This is a genomic window from Acinetobacter sp. GWC1_38_13 (genome assembly GCF_001767535.1).
GTDB classification, from domain to species: domain Bacteria; phylum Pseudomonadota; class Gammaproteobacteria; order Pseudomonadales; family Moraxellaceae; genus Acinetobacter; species Acinetobacter junii.
Window position 1 is genome coordinate 13,397 of sequence record NZ_MELG01000084.1, and the last position, 21,676, is coordinate 35,072.

General features: G+C 37.8%; 16 protein-coding genes and 2 pseudogenes. 10 read left to right on the forward strand and 8 right to left on the reverse strand.

The annotated features are described in order from the left end of the window. The first annotated feature begins 20 nt into the window (after positions 1–20). Positions 21–920, forward strand: a complete 900-nt coding sequence (locus A2003_RS08820; protein WP_045126838.1) for a competence protein CoiA family protein — start codon at positions 21–23, stop codon at positions 918–920. Positions 921–979: 59 nt separating this feature from the next. On the opposite strand, the gene A2003_RS08825 is transcribed toward A2003_RS08820, so the two are convergent. The 3 genes and pseudogenes from A2003_RS08825 to A2003_RS15060 form a co-directional block, all read right to left on the reverse strand. After that, positions 980–2,041, reverse strand: a complete 1,062-nt coding sequence (locus A2003_RS08825; RefSeq protein WP_286687177.1) for an HNH endonuclease — start codon at positions 2,039–2,041, stop codon at positions 980–982. Then, on the reverse strand, positions 2,028–2,594 hold the full coding sequence (locus tag A2003_RS15055) for a GIY-YIG nuclease family protein (protein WP_002083916.1): 567 nt from the start codon (positions 2,592–2,594) through the stop codon (positions 2,028–2,030). Before A2003_RS15055 ends, A2003_RS08825 begins: the two co-directional genes overlap by 14 nt. 54 nt (positions 2,595–2,648) lie before the next feature. Next, a pseudogene (locus A2003_RS15060) lies at positions 2,649–3,227 on the reverse strand (class I SAM-dependent methyltransferase); the annotation flags it as partial. Positions 3,228–3,378: 151 nt separating this feature from the next. Here A2003_RS15060 and A2003_RS08835 point away from each other — a divergent pair. Both A2003_RS08835 and A2003_RS08840 read left to right on the forward strand, forming a co-directional pair. Next, positions 3,379–3,708 (forward strand): DUF4236 domain-containing protein, encoded by a 330-nt coding sequence (locus A2003_RS08835; RefSeq protein ID WP_000506884.1) that lies wholly within the window; start codon positions 3,379–3,381, stop codon positions 3,706–3,708. Between the two features lie 99 nt (positions 3,709–3,807). Next, positions 3,808–4,122, forward strand: a complete 315-nt coding sequence (locus A2003_RS08840; RefSeq protein ID WP_001282337.1) for a hypothetical protein — start codon at positions 3,808–3,810, stop codon at positions 4,120–4,122. Between the two features lie 68 nt (positions 4,123–4,190). On the opposite strand, the gene A2003_RS15065 is transcribed toward A2003_RS08840, so the two are convergent. Continuing rightward, on the reverse strand, positions 4,191–4,454 hold the full coding sequence (locus tag A2003_RS15065) for a hypothetical protein (RefSeq protein ID WP_079265537.1): 264 nt from the start codon (positions 4,452–4,454) through the stop codon (positions 4,191–4,193). A gap of 194 nt (positions 4,455–4,648) precedes the next feature. On the opposite strand from A2003_RS15065, the gene A2003_RS08850 reads away from it, so the two are divergent. From A2003_RS08850 to A2003_RS08880, 7 genes are all read left to right on the forward strand, one after another. After that, on the forward strand, positions 4,649–5,320 hold the full coding sequence (locus A2003_RS08850) for a hypothetical protein (protein WP_194596855.1): 672 nt from the start codon (positions 4,649–4,651) through the stop codon (positions 5,318–5,320). Next, complete coding sequence (locus tag A2003_RS08855; protein WP_286687178.1) at positions 5,320–7,647, forward strand: hypothetical protein; 2,328 nt, start codon at positions 5,320–5,322, stop codon at positions 7,645–7,647. The genes A2003_RS08850 and A2003_RS08855 overlap by 1 nt, the downstream gene beginning before the upstream one ends. Further along, positions 7,631–10,846, forward strand: coding sequence for a tyrosine-type recombinase/integrase (locus A2003_RS08860; protein WP_000096773.1), 3,216 nt, complete (start codon positions 7,631–7,633; stop codon positions 10,844–10,846). Before A2003_RS08855 ends, A2003_RS08860 begins: the two co-directional genes overlap by 17 nt. A gap of 90 nt (positions 10,847–10,936) precedes the next feature. Then, positions 10,937–11,299, forward strand: coding sequence for an antitoxin Xre/MbcA/ParS toxin-binding domain-containing protein (locus tag A2003_RS08865; protein ID WP_000557620.1), 363 nt, complete (start codon positions 10,937–10,939; stop codon positions 11,297–11,299). Between the two features lie 123 nt (positions 11,300–11,422). Continuing rightward, positions 11,423–13,783, forward strand: coding sequence for a TOTE conflict system archaeo-eukaryotic primase domain-containing protein (locus A2003_RS08870; protein WP_001060549.1), 2,361 nt, complete (start codon positions 11,423–11,425; stop codon positions 13,781–13,783). A 286-nt stretch (positions 13,784–14,069) separates the two neighbouring features. Then, positions 14,070–14,378 (forward strand): helix-turn-helix transcriptional regulator, encoded by a 309-nt coding sequence (locus A2003_RS08875; protein WP_001005874.1) that lies wholly within the window; start codon positions 14,070–14,072, stop codon positions 14,376–14,378. Further along, positions 14,375–15,664, forward strand: coding sequence for a type II toxin-antitoxin system HipA family toxin (locus A2003_RS08880; protein ID WP_016164863.1), 1,290 nt, complete (start codon positions 14,375–14,377; stop codon positions 15,662–15,664). Before A2003_RS08875 ends, A2003_RS08880 begins: the two co-directional genes overlap by 4 nt. Before the next feature lie 17 nt (positions 15,665–15,681). Here the strand turns inward: A2003_RS08880 and A2003_RS08885 are convergent, their stop codons facing one another. From A2003_RS08885 to A2003_RS08900, 4 genes and pseudogenes are all read right to left on the reverse strand, one after another. After that, the gene (locus A2003_RS08885) at positions 15,682–19,029 is read right to left on the reverse strand and encodes a DEAD/DEAH box helicase (RefSeq protein WP_016164864.1); all 3,348 of its coding nucleotides are present in this window, start codon (positions 19,027–19,029) and stop codon (positions 15,682–15,684) included. A 264-nt stretch (positions 19,030–19,293) separates the two neighbouring features. Further along, positions 19,294–20,256, reverse strand: a pseudogene (locus A2003_RS08890) (IS481 family transposase). A gap of 103 nt (positions 20,257–20,359) precedes the next feature. Further along, complete coding sequence (locus tag A2003_RS08895; RefSeq protein ID WP_016164865.1) at positions 20,360–21,280, reverse strand: ATP-binding protein; 921 nt, start codon at positions 21,278–21,280, stop codon at positions 20,360–20,362. A 22-nt stretch (positions 21,281–21,302) separates the two neighbouring features. Next, on the reverse strand, positions 21,303–21,676 hold a 374-nt coding region (locus tag A2003_RS08900), incomplete at its 5' end, for an IS5 family transposase (protein ID WP_286687179.1).

Consider the following 21,676-nt stretch of genomic DNA (forward strand, 5'->3'; position numbering starts at 1 on the left):
TTGCTAAAGGATTTGTACTCATGACTATGTATGTTGCTCTCAATGAAAATAATAATCTGGTCCAAATAGAAAATGTTGAACGTGGCTTAGCATGTAAATGTACTTGTTTTGAATGCGGTGAAACTGTCATTGCACGCAAAGGTGATATCAAAGAGCATCATTTTGCACATGCCAGCAATAAGGAAAGCTGCAACATTAATCCAGAATCTGTACTACACAAATACGCCAAAGAAGTCATTTTAGAATCTATGGGTTTAATGCTTCCTGCGGTCCCAAATACTGAAGACAATGAAGCTGCATGGTGGACATTTGACAAAATTATTCCTGAATTTCACTTAGGGTTAATTCGTCCTGATTTAGCCTGTTATTACAATGATGAACCAATATTTATTGAAATTGCTGTCACACATTTTATTGATGAGAATAAACTTAAGATCATTGAATCAATGAACGTTAATACCTTAGAGATTGATTTATCGAGCTTATTACAGGCTGAACTTGTAATACCAAGTGAACAAGCAAAGAAACTGATCCTTGAAAGTCTGGATCATAAAAGTTGGCTTTATCCTCAAGCCCCTAAAGTGATTAAAAATGGAGTTGAAGGGAAAATATCTAAAAATCCACTTGAAGTAACTGAACAACTCGCAACAAACACGACTCCTAATGTTTCATCTTGGGAAGATTATCAATTTACCATCAATGGAATATGGGTACGTGCTCGCAAATTTTCGAGTGGAATGCTATCCGTGAATTGTATTTACAACCCCGAAATCATTGCAATTCTAAAGCAATGGCGGAATGAAGGTGGTGGCCGTTTTGATCAAAAATATCGTTCATGGAACTATTGGCAACCGTTCTCTGCTACCGTCTTAGAAAGGTTAGAACAAATGCACACACCCAAAGATATAAAGCACTACTAAGGTGCTTTATATCTTTATTACATTCAAATACTTAAATATATCTATTGAAAATCAATTCTTTAATACACTTGGGCTAATATCTTTTTATCTTTTCCACCCAACCAAACTAAATACTCATTCTCTATTGCCTGCTTATACGCCCAGTCGGCAACCCGATGCGAACGTTGCAGATCGGTTAGAAAACCTAATTGAGAAATCTCTCGAATAATAGATTGATCATGCAGATGATTACGCTCCTGCCACTGATGTAAGAATTGCTGTGATGCTAAATAATTACTTTTTTGTGAGTTGCATTTTTCATCCGCTAGGACAAAATTATGTCCGGTATCGGCAGGATATAAAGACCAAGGAATAAAGTGATCCACTGCATATTTAGAGTTCTTTAGGCTTTTACCGCAATAGAAACATTGGCATTGCTGTAGATCAATCAGAAAGTCTGCAACCTGTCCTAGTTGGTTACGACTCGGTGCAAACATGAATTCATCTAGGTCAGGTAACCCATCTAATACAACCAGATTCTGCTTATTCAACCGGACAAAATCAATCCAGCGCTTCTGGCACAACTCTTCAATAATTTCACTAAACTGTCTCAAGCAATACATCACCTTGGGCAATAGCTTGAGGGACTGCTTGGAATCTTCAAGACTATAGAGAAACTCTATGGTTTGACTATTCAGGTTTTGCAAATATAACACCGGCATTTGCCTTACCGTTGTTGCCACTGTTCGCTTTAGCCTGTTCCAGTAAAGTACATCTGTTCTCAGTGCGGCCAAGGTCTTGAATTGTTGCTGTGCCTTTTGGATTTCACTGATGATTTTTGCCTGCTGTCCAGTGGCTTGTTTAAGGATAAAAGGCTCATATTGGTTAAACTGAAACGGTAGTGACTGTTTCCAGTACAGGTCAATAAACTTTTCAGCAATATCCTGATATTCCAAATGCAAGGCAGCACCGGTATCTTGACCCTGTTCAATCGCCAGACGCGTGATACTTATCAGCAAAGCAAACTTATATGTCGAAGTAAAAGTCCCTGACTGCAATATCTGCTGAATATGCTTCAAGAATTTCAGCTGCTCGTTGGGTGTAGGTTTATTATTTTCTATAAAGTGATCATCCTGCCACATGTTGAAGCTTCACCTGTCTTTGTAACCCTGCTTCCGTAGCGATTTCCATCATTTTCGCATTTTGAATGGCTTTTTTACGCATAGCTGAAAGGGTTTCTTTAAACTCGTGCTGATTACCTTTCAAATTGAGTGGCAGTATCGTTTGTTCAAAAACCTTTTCCTCAACATTCCAAGGTTCTTCACAAATTATCCAGGACACATATGCATTATCTTCAAGCCATGCATCCAGCCATTGTTCACCTGAATGCGTGAAAGTCATGCGATTACCTGACCCTACTCTTCTAAGCGGATACCCACTCATCTCAGCCAAAAGTATGCCCAATGTTCGTCTTAGCGTTGAACCTTCTGCGTTACCTGCAAAGTGTGTTTTAAGCCGTATTCTCAAGTTTGATTTACTATTTGGTTTAGTCTTTTTGTCAGGCGATATGCCAGCATACAACAAAGTATATTCTTGATACGTTATACAGTTTTTTGTTGGGATTCCCGGTGGATTTGTTTTGAACCACCAAAAATAAATCCCGTGTTCTGCAGGAATCAAAGAGGGCTCTTTCATTAACTCGGCACGATTGTATAAACGCTGTGGGTAATAATCAAAAGCATGTGATTGCTTTTTCCATATTACGTTGATCCACTCTTCTGTACGGTCTGGACGTTTATCTACAGTAATCCATTGCTGTAACAGTAAAGTCTGATCTATTTGTTTGAGTAAGTCGTAAGCTTGCTGCTCATTCAAGTCAGTAAAGCTGCGCCCTTCTTTCTCACGGTCTGTATCGCCATATTTAAAAGACATATAACACACACCATTTGGCTTTAATGCTTTAAATATGCGCGCCAGCACTTCAGTCAGGCGATCTCTTTCACAGTGCAAAAGAGAAGCACAAGCCCAAATCCCATTATACTTAGCTACTTCATTCAGCTCATAAAAACTTTGCTGACGTACCTCGATGCCTGTCAGCTCTCTCGCCTTTTCAACCAGCTCGGTAGAATAATCAATTGCCTCAACTTGATAGCCTTTTTTCTTAAATGCCAAAGTGTCCCGCCCCGAGCCACAGCCCAAATCCAGGATCAATGCCTGTTCCGGCAAATATCTTAGAAATGGTGCGTATAGACTTTCCATTTCAACCTGATAGGTATTTTCAAAAAATGCTTGAGCATGTTGATTGTAATAATTTGATGTTTGATTCATTGTCTAAAAGCCAATATCTTATGTTAAAGAACATACTGATATTTCACTAGATAAGTCAAATGATCAGTCCTATGAATGAATCAAACTCTTATTTCACTGTATCCGGACAACTGAGATAGAAACCAAACTGGTTCTTGTAAATGGAAAAAATATGGGCTTCAGATTTCGCAAGAGTATTAAAATATTACCTAGATTAAAAATCAATCTGACGCATAAAGGCATCAGCAGTGCAAGCATTGGCACACCTGGTGCTTCTTTAAATATTGGCAAAAAAGGCACCCGAACCAGCGTTGGTATTCCAGGCACAGGCCTATCCTATTCCAAGCACCAACCCTATAAGAACAGAACTGGCAACCAAGAGAATCCTGCTCAGGAACAACCACCACTCTATACATCACATACTGAGAAACCTAAATCGAATGTCTGGATTTGGGTAATTTTTGGATTATTTTGTTTTATTGTCGGGGCAATTATTTTTTGAATTTAGCCATTCTTTGTACCCCATAATATCCACTGCTAGGCAAAATTTAATTCATTCATTACTATGGACGGATGTTAAATACAATAAAGGCTGCCGCTGATGTCTGATAATGACAGTACTATGGATTATGATGAAAATGATTTAATCGATTCTCCCTTGTCTCAAATTTTACAAGAGGATAATGAGCAAATTGAAGTTCTAATTTATCGATTACCCGATAGTGACTGGACACTGGAAGTGGTAAACCAAAATGGTACTTCTACGGTATGGGATGAAACATTCCCGTCAGATCAGGAAGCTCTATCTGTCGCTTTAGATGGAATTAAAGCCGCAGGCGGTATTCAGGCCTTTTCCGAACTCAGTGACCTCGAAGCAAAGAAAAATATTTTTCCTGAATCGCTTACTCGCCATTAAAAATGAAGTTGCTGGCTTGGATCTGAGTCAGTATTTTTTGGATTCTTAGAACCTGTCGCGTGATAGGTTCACTTCAACCCAAACCCATCTAGTGTTGAAAGGTCAAAATTTTCATCAAACATAAACTCATCTGCTCGCTCTTTTCTTAATGTCGCCCAGGCATAAAAGAAACATTTCTCACATAACTGCAATTCATATCTTTCCCCGTCATGCTTGGAACCATAACACCAATGTGCATATAAAGTGCCAAACGCCAGTTTCGTTGATTGGTTGCATACATCACATATAACATCTGTAACGACTTCTAACTGTTTCAGTTGTTTGATTTCTATATTAAGAGCCTCTAAGTTTTAAAATAAATAGCATTGCTATAAGTTATGACCCAGTTCTTAAAAATATAAAAAATCACAATATATTGTATATAGTTTGTAAATATACACAAAATATAGGGTAGATCAATCTTGTTTAATGTTTCAAAAAATTATAAGAATATTCACTTGATTATTTTTTACACTTATGAAGGACTATGGAAACCGCTTTTGATTTCAATGAAAAATTTGGCACACCTAAAAAATTGTTGTGCAAAAATTTTAATAAAATCCAAATCAGTATCCACCCTGATTTTTCTGGAATTTATCTTTGCTATCAAGAGGCTTTCAAATCCTTAAAAGCTGATCTATCAATATTGACTTCTTACCCTGAAATCCGTGTCTGGAAAGACCCTAATAGATCTGGCTATACCATCGCAAATGCCTGTCAGTGGCACTTATATTGGTCTAAGAACACACCTAAGAATATCAACTTACTCGTCCATTCTTTTCCTCAAGATGAGGACAAAATTGAGCTATTAAAAAAAGAGGCAAGTTTGGAATTCATGAGATTTCTGGCCTCTTATCACCATGATCTGGATCGAATGAATCCTGCAAAAATGCAATCGCTGATCAATGCACATATCTCATATGAAGTTATCTTGGCTTTAAACAAAGAAAATTCTTTCAAACCTCACCGTACTATGAGCTTAGACCTGCTAGCAAAACTACTCTCATTCACACGAAATCAGCTGAATTATCGAAATAAAGTTATAAACCGGCAAAGACAGAAGATTTTTGATCAACTGCAACAAACCAGTGGAATTGTGCAACAACTTTTAAACAATGTGGACTTCGTTCTCACGCCAGATCAGCTATGGAAAGCATAATGTCAGAATATAACCCAAACCATCAAAATGCTGCTGATATTCCGCGGGTATCATTAAAACAGACACTGGAAAAACTCTTTGGTAATGAGCAGTTCAACCGTGCAGAACATATTCAATATATTGCTGATTTACTGACTTTACACCCCACTGTTCAATATCTGAAGGAGCTGAATCTCGATCTATTAGATTTTGATCTACAAACTAATTCTGTTGTTGCTAGACCCGCTGCCTTGGTCTCCTCTCGAAAACATACTGTTAGTGCAACACCCGTTACTTGGTATGTGAACTCAATTGCACAATTAGCAAAGTCAGAAGAAAATGCCTTAATCTGGAATATCCTAGTCTTAAAAGCAGCAATCTATTTAATTGCACTGCCAGACATTAAACCTGAACTTTTTAAAGAGGATCACACTGAACATTTCAATACTGTAAAACGTTTATTCCAACGCTTCCGTACCGCCAATCGGATTCTAAGTTCCGAAAAAGAATATCAAAATACTCCTGAATATAGACTCCTTTGGGAAAAGTATCTTAAAGATCCCTCCCTTTCCTTAGTTGAATTTATTCGGTATTTGAATGAGGTTATTGATGAAGAACGTGATAAAGAGTCATCTAATGATTTTATGCAAAACCTGCTAAACGTGATCCGCATCACCTTTAATTATGTTTTGGAAAATAAGGCAAAAATTGCAAAAGCGAGCATCGAGACGCAACTGCAACATGAATTTTTAGACGAAGATCAGCTGATTGCAGAAAGTTCAGAAATTAAAAAAGGGCAAAAATCTAAAGCCCTCAATATAGAACAACAACTAGATGACCAAGATACACGTCAAATATTAGTAGACCCAACCATCGTTACCCCCCTTGCTGCATATTCAGAATCCAGCCAGAGCTATGTGCTGCCTTTGGTTGCCAAACATATTCAACGGAAAGAACATTTGCTGCCATACAGCAGCCTCTTTCCTAATACCACAAGCATAAGTGCCCTAATTACTGAACTATATAAAAATTACATTATTGAGATTAAAGAAGACTCTAAAGACAAGGATAAAGAAACCAAAAAAAAGAAGGCATCCTTGATCCTGATGTTGTCATTTCTGACAGGAAATAAAATCCAGGAGTGGCTACGTCTACAAAGTAAACGTGCTAAAAATTTAAACGCTCGCCAACAAATCAAGCAAAGCAATGGACAATATTATCTGAGAAGTAAATTTTCAATTTTTGAAAATAAGGATTTTGCTTATCCAGAGGGCTTGCTCAACCAAACAGTTCATCTGGACATCCCGATCCCGAATTCATTTATTGAATCTCTGCGAGACGGTGACCCCGTTACGGAAGAGGACCTTCAGCAACATTTGAAACAGCTGAGAGCCAAATTTTATATTCCAAAATTATCACTAATAAGAATTGGCTCTCTTTTACATCAGACTATTTTGCAACGCACTGGAAATAAACAGCTTGCTGACATTCTTACTGGTATTGATGCCAATAAGTCTTCTTCTACTTCTTATTGTCATCAAAATATCCTGACTTTACAGACTGAATATGTCTCAATTTTAAAAGAGCTGTGTGAGTCGTTATCCGATGACTACCAGAATATTGAATATGCTGCAGAAAAAAACTTTGGAAGCCGCAAAGCACCTACTTCAAATGTGATTCAAAATATCTTTGCCACTCTCAAATTCAGAATAATTTCACAAAAAGAAGACGACTGGATAGCAATTTTTAATCACTACAATCTGTGGATGTGGCATTTCTTGTTGCTCTTTACTGCTGCACGACCCGTCGCTGAATTTCCAGGTTTTTTAAAAAGCTTTAACCTGAAAAGAAAAATATGCATGGTTTCTGATAAGGAGGTGGGTGGGCGTCAAGGCTATGGACGTTTAATTCCACTGGGTCATTTTGTTGTACAAGAACTCCAGAAATTCATAGATTTTTTACATTATTTTAAAACTCAAATTGCTCCTAGTCAGCCAGAAATTCCACAACATATTCAACAAATTTTAGAGAGCAAGCTCCCACTATTGAATATCTTTCAGGATGGTCAATGGTACCCCTTAAGGCCTTCGATTATAAAAAAATCTAACCCTGAGTTAAGTTTGCTACATGAAAACTGGCACCGGCATACTGCCCGTGCGTTTCTCAGCCATAAAATTAGCGAAATTGAAATTTTAGCTTTATTCGGTCATGAACCGATGCAGCAAGAAGCTGCTCATCCTTATTCCAGCTTATCTATTTCACAATATTCAAGGATTGCTCATATTCTTGAACAAATGAAAGATCATTTTAATATTACCGGTATTGAACTCGATGTCCTCACTCAATAAACGTACTAAGCAAACTCGAACACTATATGCCGAAGCACGTAGAAAACAAGACCGACTCGATCAGGAAGAACAGCTTCGAGTAGATGTAGAACAGGAGCTAATTCAATACTTCCAAGAACAAGATTTGGAACAAAAAGGGCATCTTGAATCCTTATATCCAGCAATTTATGAGTTTATTAAACGCAAAGCTCCAAGCTTGGCCTGGAAAAAATATGCACATGAATTTTTTCGGTCATATATAAAGCAAATCAATTTAAATCGTCGTGAGACTTTGCCCCTACCGAATCTGACATTTGAGATGAAGCGTGATCAGCCAGTTTTTACGATGGACTGGATCGAGAAGGGACAGCAGGTTGATGAAGTTCTTGATAAGCTTTGGGACTACTGGATTCTAGCAAAAGATAGCAAGACATTTTCTGATGATGAAATCATTGGAAATATTGTTATTTCTGCCATGCTTTATTCCGGCTTAAATCAAAAAGCCTCTTTAGAGGCTTTGCTTCAACATTTAAAAGATCCGGCCAAAATTAGAAAGATCGAAAATCTGAACATTATATTTTTAGAACCGCTCTCCCCTTCCTATGGAGATCTCTTTATTGATGAAAAAACCATCCGTAAATCGCGTAATTTTATTCCTGATCAAATTACCCGCTTATGGTTAATTCATTTTAATAGCAGAAATATTCGTACAGTAAACCAGAATGTAGAAGATTATCTACAGCTTATTTTTAATAAGATAAATTTACCATTTAATCTTAAAACTTATAAATTATTACGCGACTACGCTAGCTTCAACTGGATGCAACTGCCGAAAGTTGACATTGATCCTGCTCTGTCACAATGTCTCATTGAAAATACAGCAACCTGTGGCTTATCAGAAATAGAATTTGAACGATTTCTTCATCCAAAATTTAAATATCAGCAGAACACTCTTACTGATTCAGATGTAGAAAAATCACCATCTATTGTGGGTCAATCTTACTCAAATGATGACATTCAACAAGCATTATATGATGTGATAAAGATTCACAAAGACCTTTTACAATTGATTCGTACCACACAAACTGATCAAAGCATCGATGCATTAATCATTAAATATTGCATTGAAAATACTAATAAATTTAATGAGTACAGTAAACGTGTCGCCTTATGGCTCATCAGCCTTTATAAACCAGAATTAGAACAAATTCAGTCACTGGCTGAACGTTTAAATTTTTGCACTAGCCAATTTCAAAAATCGTTTCAGCAGAATAAGCGTTTAAAAGACGGTTCGATTTACACTTATTATTCGCGTATTGCAGAGCCTTGGCTGACCCATTCTTTACAATATCTAGATAGCGAAGATGATCCTAATACAATAATCATTAATATCTACCGACAAATCATTACAAACACCCGACTTGCAGCTGAAGCCGGCGAGCCTAACTTTAAAAAATCCATTGGTCAAACTGTCAGTATGTTGAAGCGCTTCCAGAGCTTTCAACAAATAGTTTTTGAAGCTGAACCTCTCGAATTAGAGTCAATCGCTGTACAAAATAGGCCTAGAGCCCGTATTATTAGCCCTTTGACTTATCAAGCTTTCATGAACAAGTTAGATACCTTATTTTCAGGTGCTAATAGTCAAGAAAACACTTATAAGATATTAAAAATCATCTATATCTTAGCTTACCGAACCGGTATGCGTATTAATGAAATTCTGGGCTTACGTGTGCGGGATATCGAGGGCTTGAGCTGTCTATCCGTATGGATTCAGCCCTACGGCTCAAAAAAGAAAGGAAACTTACATCAACTTAAAACAGATAGTGCTGAACGCAAAGTCCCTGTGTATTGCTTATTAAAAACCGATGAATATCAAATATTTCGTAATTATGTAGTCGAGCAACGATTACTCAATCAGGAAAACTTATACCTATTCCGTAATTGGAATGAAAATAGCAAGCTGAACAAACATACGGTGACAACACCTTTTAGAATGATTATGAACGAGCTTTTTAAAACTCATGATTATTCTTTCCACTCATTTCGACACACAGCAGCGAATCACCTATCGGTTGTTCTCAACTGTAATTACGCTCCATTGGTCAAAAATCTGACGGATTATACAGAAGAAGAATATCAATCTATTCGAGCAGAATTACTCCGTCATACGCATGGTCAAAATCATTGGTTTATGATTGCCCATTTACTGGGTCACATTGACCCTACAGAAACCTTTAAAAGCTATATTCATCTTAGCTACCTGATCGCTGGGCATAAAATACTGCAATATCATCCAGACATCGATACTCAATTAGCAAAGAAGATGATGGGCTACCTACCTTCTTTCAAATTTTTAAACACAGTAAAAGATTCTGCTCCATTCAATTTTGAAAAGCATGCTGTTCATTTAAGTCAGCAGTTACTTAACGATCAAACTGACTGGTTAAAAAGTAACGTAGAAGACATTCTAGATGAGGTTTCATTTAACTCACAGCCTCATGATTTTTTTAAATATTTCGCAGGAACAAAAGAATCTAAAGTTTCATTTGCATGGTTTTTTAAGTGCCTAAATTTACTGGAAATTCATCATGATCCAGACCGGGTATCACAAGAAATGAGCTTACCTGTCGAACTGGTTAGCTATTGGTATGAAAATGCCAAACAACTGGGCCAACTCAAATCTCAAAAAAGCAACCCAAGGTTATTTGATCTCAACAACAAAAATCATCTGGATAAACCTTTGAAACCCGCCATGATAGATACCGTTGAAGAGCGCATAGCAAGAAACTATTTCTTTGAAAATATTCAAAATATCTTTGAAAAAAAGCCAGATGAAATAAAAGCGGTGCTTGAGACATTTTTAAGTCGTGTTACGGTTTCGCATACCGGCATTCATTATCGATGGAATAAAATCGATCAATTGGAATCATTTTATTCCAAGGTAAAAGACCTGTTTCCCCATCAATTTTGGCATTTGCTCGGACAAGACTTGGTACAATTGCTAGATAAAAAGAAACAGCCTTTATTACTGAAGCTGGCTAAATCGAGCACAACAGAGCATCCTACGACTCAAGAAGATTATGTTCGTCTCCAGCTTTACTCAACAAAAGATACTAAAGCACTGGCCGCATTTAAATTCTGTTTACATTTAGCCTGTATTGGCAGACCTCGATCTCTTGAACTTAAAGCCGAAGGTCTAAAAATAACTACATGCTGTTAAATAATTTAACCGTTGCTTCCTTATCTAAAGCCAAATTTAATATATGTTTAGTAAAAATTAAGTTAGCAGCGTCTGAAACAGGGATAGGTCATGCATACAACATCAGAAAAAACTGCAAAACAGAAAATGATATTAGCTAAGGCAGTTTTAGCTGCTGCTGAACGACTTGGTCTTGCACAGGATCAACTAGCCTTAATACTCAGTATAGATTCGGTGAAAACTTTAACCTCTCTTGAATTAGATCCCACTTCAAAACAAGGAGAAATAGCCCTCACTTTAATCCGTATTACCACATCACTAGAGACTCTGGCGGGTGGAGATACTACCTGGATGCAGCATTTCATGAAGTCATCAAATAAATTAACTAATGGTATTCCGGTAGAACAGATTCAAAATGCTCAGGGATTGTTTTCTGTTTTACAATTGCTAGAGGGTCTTCGAGCTAAACTTTAAAGAAATTAATGCATATAAATAATTTTGTATAATATTTTGAAAATTAATTGATTTATTATATTGTAATTCTTTAATTTAAGATTTGATATTAGGACAGTAATAGCTGTGTTTTAGGAAAAATCAGTGAATAATAAGTTAAAAGAAATTGCAGTTAGATTACAGCAAATTTTAGACCAAATCACATTATTACAAAATGAATATCAAAGCCTTTATCAAGAAAAAGAAAAACTTATATCGCTTGAAGAAAAAAATAAGAATTATTTATCAGCAGAAGAAAGACTTTTATTATTTTCTCAAAGGTTTATTGGACGAACTGATACCTTTGCTTATCGTTGGGAAAATAGCAGTGGAAAATCTGGTTATTCTGTTGCTTGTGCAAATGAGTGGAAACATGGCATTTGTTACAAACCTCAAATTAAATGTTCAGACTGTAAAAGCCGTCAACTATTACCCATCACACAAGAAGTTCTTTATTCTCATTTAACTGGACAGAAAGTTATAGGCATTTACCCACTATTAGCAACAGATCAATGTAGGTTACTCGCAGTAGATTTTGATAAATCAGATTGGAAAAATTGTGTAACTGCATTTTCTGAAGCGTGCTTATCTTTAAATATACCATTTTTGGTTGAGCGCTCTCGTTCAGGTAATGGCGCACATGTTTGGATATTTTTCTCTGAACCAATTGCAGCTAAGCAAGCTCGCTTAATGGGTGCAGGTATTCTAGATAAGGCCATGGAACTTTATCCAGCTCTAGATTTTGAATCTTATGATCGTATGTTTCCAAATCAAGATCACATGCCAGCAGGCGGATTTGGAAATTTAATAGCATTACCCTTACAAAAGCACGCAAGAGCGCTAGGAAATAGTACCTTTATTGACAGTAACTTTAATGCCTTTACTGACCCATGGACTGTTTTACAACAAACTGAATTAATGAGTTCTTCTGAAGTTAATAATATTGTGAATGAACTAGGCTACAATTTCATCGAACAGAATCAAACAGATGTTGACCATGAGGCTCCATGGGTAAAAAATATTCCTAAAAAAAATCAAAAGATCGCGGGATGTCCAGACGCTATTGAATTGGTATTCGCAAATATGATTCACATTCCAATTCAGACATTACCCTCTCAATTGATAGCTCAATTAAAAAGATTAGCCACTTTCTCCAACCCTCGTTTTTTTAAAGCACAAGCAATGCGTTTTTCAACGACAGGAATTCCAAGACACATATGCTGTGCCCGCCTTGAAGGACAATATCTCAGTTTACCACGAGGATGCCTAACAGATATAATTCACTTGCTTAATCAACAAGATACTAAAATAAAACTAAAAGATCAACGTACTAAAGGCAACATATTAGTCAATATAAATCTACTTACCGAATTATCCTCTGAACAGGAAATGGCATGTAAAAAAATCCTTGAACACGATGTTGGAGTTCTACATGCACCAACGGCTTTTGGAAAAACTGTTACTGCAATCTCTATCATTGCCAAACGCCAAACAAATACACTCATTATTGTTCATAACAAAGAACTTGTTTCTCAATGGAAAGAACGATTACATTCATTTTTAGCCGATGTCGAAATTGGTACAATACAAGGTGGAAAAGCCAAACCATCTAATCAAATTGACATTGCAACATATCAAAGTCTAATCAACCGTGTAAATAATTCAATCAAACCTATCGCCTTTAATTACGGACAAATTATCGTAGATGAATGCCACCATTTATCCGCACCAAGCTATGAATTTCTTCTCAGTGAAGTCAGTCCCTACTACATTCTCGGGTTAACTGCTACACCAGAACGTCAAGATGGGCATCAACCCATTATTTTCATGCAAGCTGGTTCTATTGTATACAAAGCGAAATCCAACAATCACACCCAGCTTAAAAAATTATTAATAAAAGTAAATTATGAAGGTGAATTCCCAGAAATTTTCTTTGGTACCGAAAATAAACCACATATTTCAAAGCTGATGCAACATCTTACTGAAGATACAGAACGTAATAATGCCATTATTAAAGATGTCTCTCATTGTATTCAAAATGGTCAGATCCCGTTAATTTTAACTGAACGTAGAAAACATGCCGAAAATCTTAGAAATAAGTTGAATGATTTAGGGTATAAAACATCTATTTTACAGGGAGGTATGAGCCATACAAAAAACATAAAAGAAAAACAAAATTTAGATGATGCTCATGTTGTGATTGCCACGGGAAAATACATTGGTGAAGGTTTTGATCTTCCTCGTTTAGATACCTTGTTCTTGGCATTCCCGATTTCATGGAAAGGCACTTTGGCTCAATATGTTGGGCGTATTCATAGATCAAATGAAGGTAAATTTGAAGTTCAGGTATATGATTATGTTGATGTTAACCATCCGATATTTGTCAAAATGTTTCAGAGAAGGAGTAAAAGTTATAAAGCTCTAGGCTATATTGTAGAACAATCACACAATAATATCGTTTTATAATTTTAGATCTATTGACACTACCCCAATTTTCAATCCATAAGATAATTAAACGTAAAGCCGCTTTTAAAATTCTAAATGTGTGGGTCTCCTTGGCATCAAAATAACTGGCCATCACAAAGGATGCGGGTCCGAATGCAAATTTTAACTGTATTTTCAGAGTCATTTCAGATCACTACGTAGCTAAGGCTGTTTTGCAGATCGAAATGATAAAATCATAAATTGCTTTTCAAGAAAAAAGAAACTAATATGTTTCTTATAACACTAAAAAGCAATAAATGTGTCTACAATGAATGAGTCTTTACTTCAGCAAATCAAAAAAAGACGAACCCAATTGGGCTTAAAGCAAGTTGATATGCAATCCCGTACAGGCATTTCAAGACAGCAATACCAAAAGCTGGAAAGTCAGGGCAACCCTCGATTAGAGACCTTAGAAATTATCGCGGCAGGATTAAATGCTCAACTGATGCTCATCCCTGATGATAAGGTTCATTTGATTAGACAATTATTGAATGATGAAATTAAAGTCACTATTGAAGATCAGGATGACTTAATGACTAACCCATGGAAGGGTCTTCTCGGAGGAGAGGAACCATGAATACTGTTGCCGTCCTGAAATTAACATTACATCACGCTGTCGTTGGATACTTGGCAGGATTTCAGAGCGGAAAAAATATTCTGGTTTTTACGGATTCTTTCCGATTTGATCAGCAACGCCAGACCTTGAGCTTGCTGACTTCCCCCTTGTATCCTCAAGCAGATAAGATTTTAGAAAAGACTTATGTTACACATCAGCGCTTACACCCCTTGCTATCAAACTTGCTACCAGAAGGCGCATTACGCGAACTCATTGCACAAAGCCTTAAAGTACATATAGACAATGAATTTCAGTTATTGGCAGCTTTAGGTCATGACTTACCTGGAGCACTCATTGCGACCCCATTAGATCCAGAAGAAATTCCAGATGAAATAAAATTCAAACTGCAGATCTCGAATCCAGATCAGATTTTAAAGCAAGAGATTCGAACAGATAATAAGTTTTCCTTGGCCGGCGTCCAAATGAAGTTTTCCATGAAAGCCAAAGATGGGCGTTTTACACTAGCACAGGCAACGGAAACGACTCTACTCGGGGACTGGATTATCAAAACTCCTTCTTCCAGACATGCTTTTGTTCCGCTAAATGAATATTCTATGATGACCCTTGCCAAAACGGTCGGAATAGATGTCCCTGAGATTCGCTTGGTGGATATGGCCCTTTTACAAGACCTTCCACCATTAAATTTACCCCAAGAGCAATATGCTTTCGCAATCAAAAGATTTGATAGACAGAGTACTGCTGATACTACAGAGCTTATTCACATCGAAGATTTTGCTCAGATCTTCGGCGCATATCCACATCAGAAATACAGCACCACAAATTATGAGCAGATAGGAAAGATCATTTATCAATATTCAGATAACAAAATTCTTGATATTCAGCAATTTGCCAGCCGCTTACTCGTCAATATTTTACTCGCCAATGGAGATGCGCACTTAAAAAACTGGAGTATGATTTATCATGATAAAAGTGCACCCAGATTATCTCCCGCATACGATATATTAATGACCAGTGTATATATTGAAAATGAGCGTCATTTCGCATTAAATCTTGCCAAAAATAAAGATTGGTATTTAGCTGAGATGAAACACTTTGAACAATGGGCTGAAAAAGTCGGTGTTCCATGGCGTGTTATTGAAAAACAGCTTCACGTGATCATGGACAAAGCACGGTCAGTATGGCCAGTGCTATTACTAGACTTACCTATGATTTCTGTTCATAAAGAAAAATTAAGAGAACATTGGAAAAAATTGCATCCAGACTTTCAGATACTTACAGATGATTAGGGTAATCTGAAACCAAACTAAAATTTCTCAAACAAGTTCATCACGTCATTTTCCGTCAGTTTCGCTTCGCCCTCATGATCGGTACTTAGAATAGACTGTGCCAGTTCTGCTTTATTTTGCTGTAAGGCAAGAATTTTTTCTTCTATGCTTTTATTGGTAATCAGCTTATACACAAATACTGGCTTGTCCTGTCCAATCCGCCATGCACGATCTGAAGCTTGATCTTCAGCAGCAGGGTTCCACCATGGATCATAGTGAATGACTGTATCTGCGGCGGTTAAATTCAGACCGACCCCTCCTGCTTTCAGACTGATTAAAAATACCGGCACTTGTCCAGACTGAAATGCTGTAATGACTTCATCCCGTTTCTTGGTCTTTCCAGTCAGTTTCACATAGCCAATTTCTGCGTGATGGAGCTGCTGCTCAATCAGTTCCAACATTGAGGTAAACTGAGAGAAGATCAGAATTTTTCGCCCCTCCTCCACCATTGGAACGACCATATCCATCAACTGTTCAAGTTTGGCAGAGTGTGCCTGCCCGGTTTTCACTGAATCCAGCTTTAGTAAGCTAGGATGGCAGCACACCTGACGTAGCTTCAGTAAGGCATCTAAAATTTGAATTTGACTACGTTTAAAGCCTTTTTCTGCCACAATTTTCTGAATATTTTCCTGCATCGTGGCACGAACAGCCTCATATAACTTGGATTGCTGGTCATTCATATCAATATTGACTTCAATCGTGGTTTTTTCTGGCAACTCTTTGGCTACGTCAGTTTTCAAGCGACGTAAAATGAAGGGCTTAATCCGGTTGACCAACTTTTGTCTTAACTGCTCATCACCGCGCTTTTCAATCGGATGACGGTACTTTTTATTAAAAATTTCTTGTGAATATAAAAATCCTGGCATCAGGAAATAAAATAGTGCCCACAGCTCACCCAAATGATTTTCCATCGGGGTACCTGTTAGACACAAACGATGTCGCGCTGTTAATTGCCGTACTACCTGTGCAGCTTTGGCACGCGGATTTTTGATATTCTGCGCCTCATCCAAAATGAGTTGATGATATTCATATTGCTTTAGTTGTTCTTCATCTCTCGCTAGAAGCGGATAGGTGGTTAACACAATATCATAGTGCGGAATCTGCTCAAAATTCTGATGGCGGTCGGGCCCCTGTAGCAGCAATACCTTGAGCTCAGGGGTAAATTTCTCCGCTTCTTTGAACCAGTTATGCATCAGCGATGTGGGTGCAACAATTAAGGCGGGACTGTCCTGCAAATATCCAGCCTGCTTTTCCATGAGTAAATGGGCTAAAGTTTGTGCTGTTTTCCCCAAGCCCATATCATCTGCCAGAATCCCGCCATGCTGGGTTTCCCTTAAAAACTGTAACCAGCCTAAGCCCTGCTGCTGGTATGGACGCAACTCCCCCTGAAAACCTTGTGGTGTCGGCAGTTGTTGCTGATAGCCTTGTTTGAATTTCTGTACAAATTGCTGCAGGCGATCACTGACCTGCCATGTCATCCCAAGATTATGCTGCAATTCTAATAATTGACTCGCATCATAGCGATCAATACTGCGCTCTTCTTGCTGTAAAATGCTCTGCAGATGTAACAATACCGGCTTAATATCCCTAGCGGATAGAGCCAAATCAGGTTGATCAACTGCAGTTTTCACGGTGAAAATTTGACTGTCATGCAGATGAATAAACGTCCGCGGATCAAGTAAATCAGGATTTACTCGCACCAAAGCTACGAGCGCATCAAGCAAATTATAAGAATTACCTGCACTGTCTTGAACCGTCGCCCCGATATTGAACCAGTCCTGCTGACCTTCAGATTCAGTGATAGAAATATTTAAATTTTCGACATATTGCAGGTTAAAGGGGCTGTTTTCCAGATGCTCTATCTGCCAGCCCATCAACTCAATTTGATTGATGGGCATCAGCTGTTTGATCCAGTCTCCATAGAAAGCAAAAACCATAGAATCAAGACGTTGTTTATCCAGTTTTAATTGCTGGTCATAACTAAGATCTTTCACCCACTTCAGTGATTCGACCAACAGCTGTAAACGCTGGATTGACTGTTGTTCCTGAACGAAGTCCCGAAGCTGTCGCACCATTTTTCCATGCTGCTCACCAATAAAACTGTCACCTGATGTACCTGCTTTTATTCGCCCACCAGCATAGGAGAATTCAATTTCAGCACAAACAGACTCCTCTAATTTCCAATCAAATGTATCTAAAACACCGAAGCGTAAAATTGGCTGGGGACTACCCTCAAGGACATCAATATGCTGAATAGACTCGGGCCGAGGCAGATTTTTCACGTCTGAATATTGATGAGTCAGTTGCTCAAACTCTGGCAAGAGCATAGATGGAAGATCAGGCATCTGTAAAAAATGGTACAGAAGATTTGCCGTATATTCACCATATAACTGGCCCACCGTGTTCTGTTGAATATCCACATAACACGGTGGCTGGCTCGCGAGAATCTGAATATGAGGATTTGATTTTAAATCGAGTCGAATATCACCATTGACCAATTCAATATTTAAATGCTCAGTCTGTTGTTTAGCCCCTTGTTCCCATCTAAATTCGATGTTGTAGCCTTGTTCTGACCATTGAAGTGCAGCATGGCTCTTTTTTTTCCAATAAACATCGCCACTTTGAATAAAAGATTTGAAATGCTCCAATAAAATGCTGGAGATATCGAGATTGCTTTGATAAAAGCGTTCGTCACTGTTTATTTTGGCATAATAATAAATCTGGTTAAATAATTGTCGTTTTTGTTCAGGTAAAGTCAGATGCTTTCTGGTGATATTTTCATATTGGGTATAATAACTTTCCCCCGCAATTGAGCCGTTTTTATTGCGTCTGGCCTTCTGAACATCAACTGTCAATTTCTTTAAGCTGACCGACTGATCTAGCAGGTAAATTAAATAATTGTTTGTTTTGACAGATTGCTCTGGTTCAGTCTGTTGTAAATACCGTTTAAAATCATTCAACCAGCGCTGTGCCTGATCATCCCCACGTTGGCGTTTTGCGATTCCCTGCGGGGATTGAGAGTCAGCATAACGCTGTTGAAATTCCTGACGATATTCTTGAAAGAATAACCGCGCTAAAGCAGCAGCATGTTTACAGTTATATCCAACCGGACAAGTGCAGTCGTCATCGATTAAACGGTCTTTTTGGGGATTATAGGTAATCGCGGTATCGTAATAATCTGTCCCTTCAATTTGAGCATACATCGTGACATCATCATTTTCCTCAAAAAACTCAATTGTTTCCCTATCAATGTGCTTAGCATAGCTCAGACTACGATGAAGAGTTGCAGTACTAAAGCGAGATAGAAAATTGATCAATGACGACATGATTACCAGACACTAAAAATGTTTATACAATTATAACGGACAAAGCTGTCATTTCAGAACAGTAGCCGAACTGCTCAACCTGAGCACAGATTCGACTCACTCAATAGGAATATTGTGAATAAAGACAATCAAATTCGAGAAGTTAAACAGTTCATTGAGATCGAAAATATCCTGATAGAAAGTGATCATTTCTTCACAACAGTTAATTTTAAACCAAATGGGGTCAAAAGTTTTAGCATTGTTTCTATGTGTGATTCATAGAGATCATTTCAATTTAGCGATCTCTAGATCCATCTTGTAATTGGCATGTTGAATCCGTTCATTTGAGGGGTTGTATTGCTTCTGGACTTCATCTGAGAAAGGAGTTTCTTCACATAATTCAAAGTACCTCTCCATCGGTGTTTTACCTTTCAACGCTGAATGTGGTCTCATCCAGTTATAGTAATGCTGCCATTCGGCTAGCTTGTCTTGGATATCCTCAGAATTGATATCTACAGTAGCGTAGAACTCAGATTTATCAGTTTTTTGTGAACGCTCTACCTTGCCATTCAGATGAGGTGAACCTGGTTTATTTGGCCTAAATTTGATTCCATGCTGCATCATTTTTTTCTGTACTTTTTCAGCAAAGAATTCCCGCCCACGATCGGTCTGTATTCGCTGTATGGGAAAAGGCATTTCTTCAATTACGCAGTCTAAAAAGTCGAGAGTATTCGCTGCTGTTCGGCGTTTATATATCCTTAAAACGCGATATCGTGTGCAGTCATCGATAGATGTGTACTGATATAGTCCTGGACCCAGTTTACAGGTATCCATTTGAATTCTATCGCCTGGTAATGGGCGTTCATAACGAATGAAATCTGCTTTACGACGGAATTTTTTAATCGGTTTGACTTGATGGGTGGATAGTACTTTATGGATAGTCGCTAAGGACAACGAGACTCCGTGCAGCCTCATCAATTCTGTTTGCAAACGTCGAGCACCAAAATTTCTAGCTGAGCGCATTTCTAATATTAAGGCTTTTAGCTCAGCATTGATTTTAGTATTTGGCGATTTTAAGGGACGTCTACTCTGGCTACTTAATCCATCAATACCTTGCTCAGAATATCGTTTCCACCACTTGCGTAACGTTGGTCTAGAAATGCCACATCTCCGACAAACTAGGCCAGCATCATTAGTCTCTTCAAATAATTTAACTCATACGAGTCTTTGTTGAATTTCTCTGTTCATAGACACCCATTATATTGAAATAATGTCTATGAATAAAATACTTAAATAAAAATTCTCCGACAAGCTCAGTACGGTTAATTTTTATCCAAATGAGTTTTCAAAATTATGCTTCATCCATAATCCATTCTTTAAAAAGAGCATCCTCGATTTCATAAGTACCATTTTCTGGTTTAAAAATAATTTGTTTTTTTGATAAAGAACGTAGGGCCGATTGAATGAACCGTACCGCAATGTTATCTACACCAATGGAATCAGCCAGATGTTGTCTAAATTGACTACTATAAAGTTCAACTTGTGATTCCGCTATGGCTTTTAAAATTAGCTGTTCTAATAACTTAAACTCTCCCCATAATCCCGAAAAGTCACGATGCCCCATTGTATCGGCTATAAGCTGTTCCTTGGCAAAATCTATAGCCAGCATTGGGTTTAAGGCTAAACGCTCCACTAATGATCTTGCTAGTTGAGGACTTTGCTTCATATCTAAAAAAGCGTGCCATAAAATTTCTTTATTCAAACTACGTCCTGTTGTCTGATTAAATACATCTGCCAGATGATCTGTAAATGCTTTTGTTAGATTTGGAAAAGGTAAATTCTGTCCATAATGAAAAAAGGGAGCACTACTCACAGAAAACATTTGTCTCAGGCCTTCTCGACTTGAACCAGTAAAAACTACCTTTATTGTTTCTTTATGCATATCTAAAGCGGTACGTAAACTGGCAATCGTGGTTTTATATTTTGAACTAGCTAAAGCCTGAATCTCATCAAGTAACAGTAAAATAGGTTTCCCCTGCTGAGCCAGTTTAGTAATGCTAGACAAAATACTGGAATTCACTTGTCCTTGTAGAAGTGTCACTTCAGCTTTTACCCCTGCCACCTCTGTACTTAAAGAACCAATATTTTTAATCCAATGTGTGGCTTTCCCCATTAAGCCATTTTGTTTTGAAAACTCATCAAGAGCTTTTACAAACTGCCCTTCACTATGCAGGCCTGCATCGGCTTTGTTGCACAAAGATTTGAAAGGCAAAGCGCCCCTAATTGAGCCAAATTTAAGGCGTAACTTGGGTAAGTGGTCGACCTAATTCCGTAAATCTGTTGAGGACTGCTACACGTGCATGAACCTCATTGACTTGGCTATCAAAGCTCCTTGCACTGAGTTTATCTCCTAATAATTTGATGCAGTGCATTTTAGTCTCAACCAAACTTCGGCGATGATAGCCTGACCATTTTTTCCATAGTGTCCTACCTAAACGTTTAATTGTTCGAAGTAATTCATTTCGCTCTAGCGAGCTACTCTTTGTATCTTTCCATGGTTTCGCATTTTTTCTAGGTGGAATCACCGCATGTGCTTGCCGATCTGCAATGACCTGACGGCATTGCTTGGTGTCATAAGCTCCATCGGTATAAACAGAGTCAATCTGCT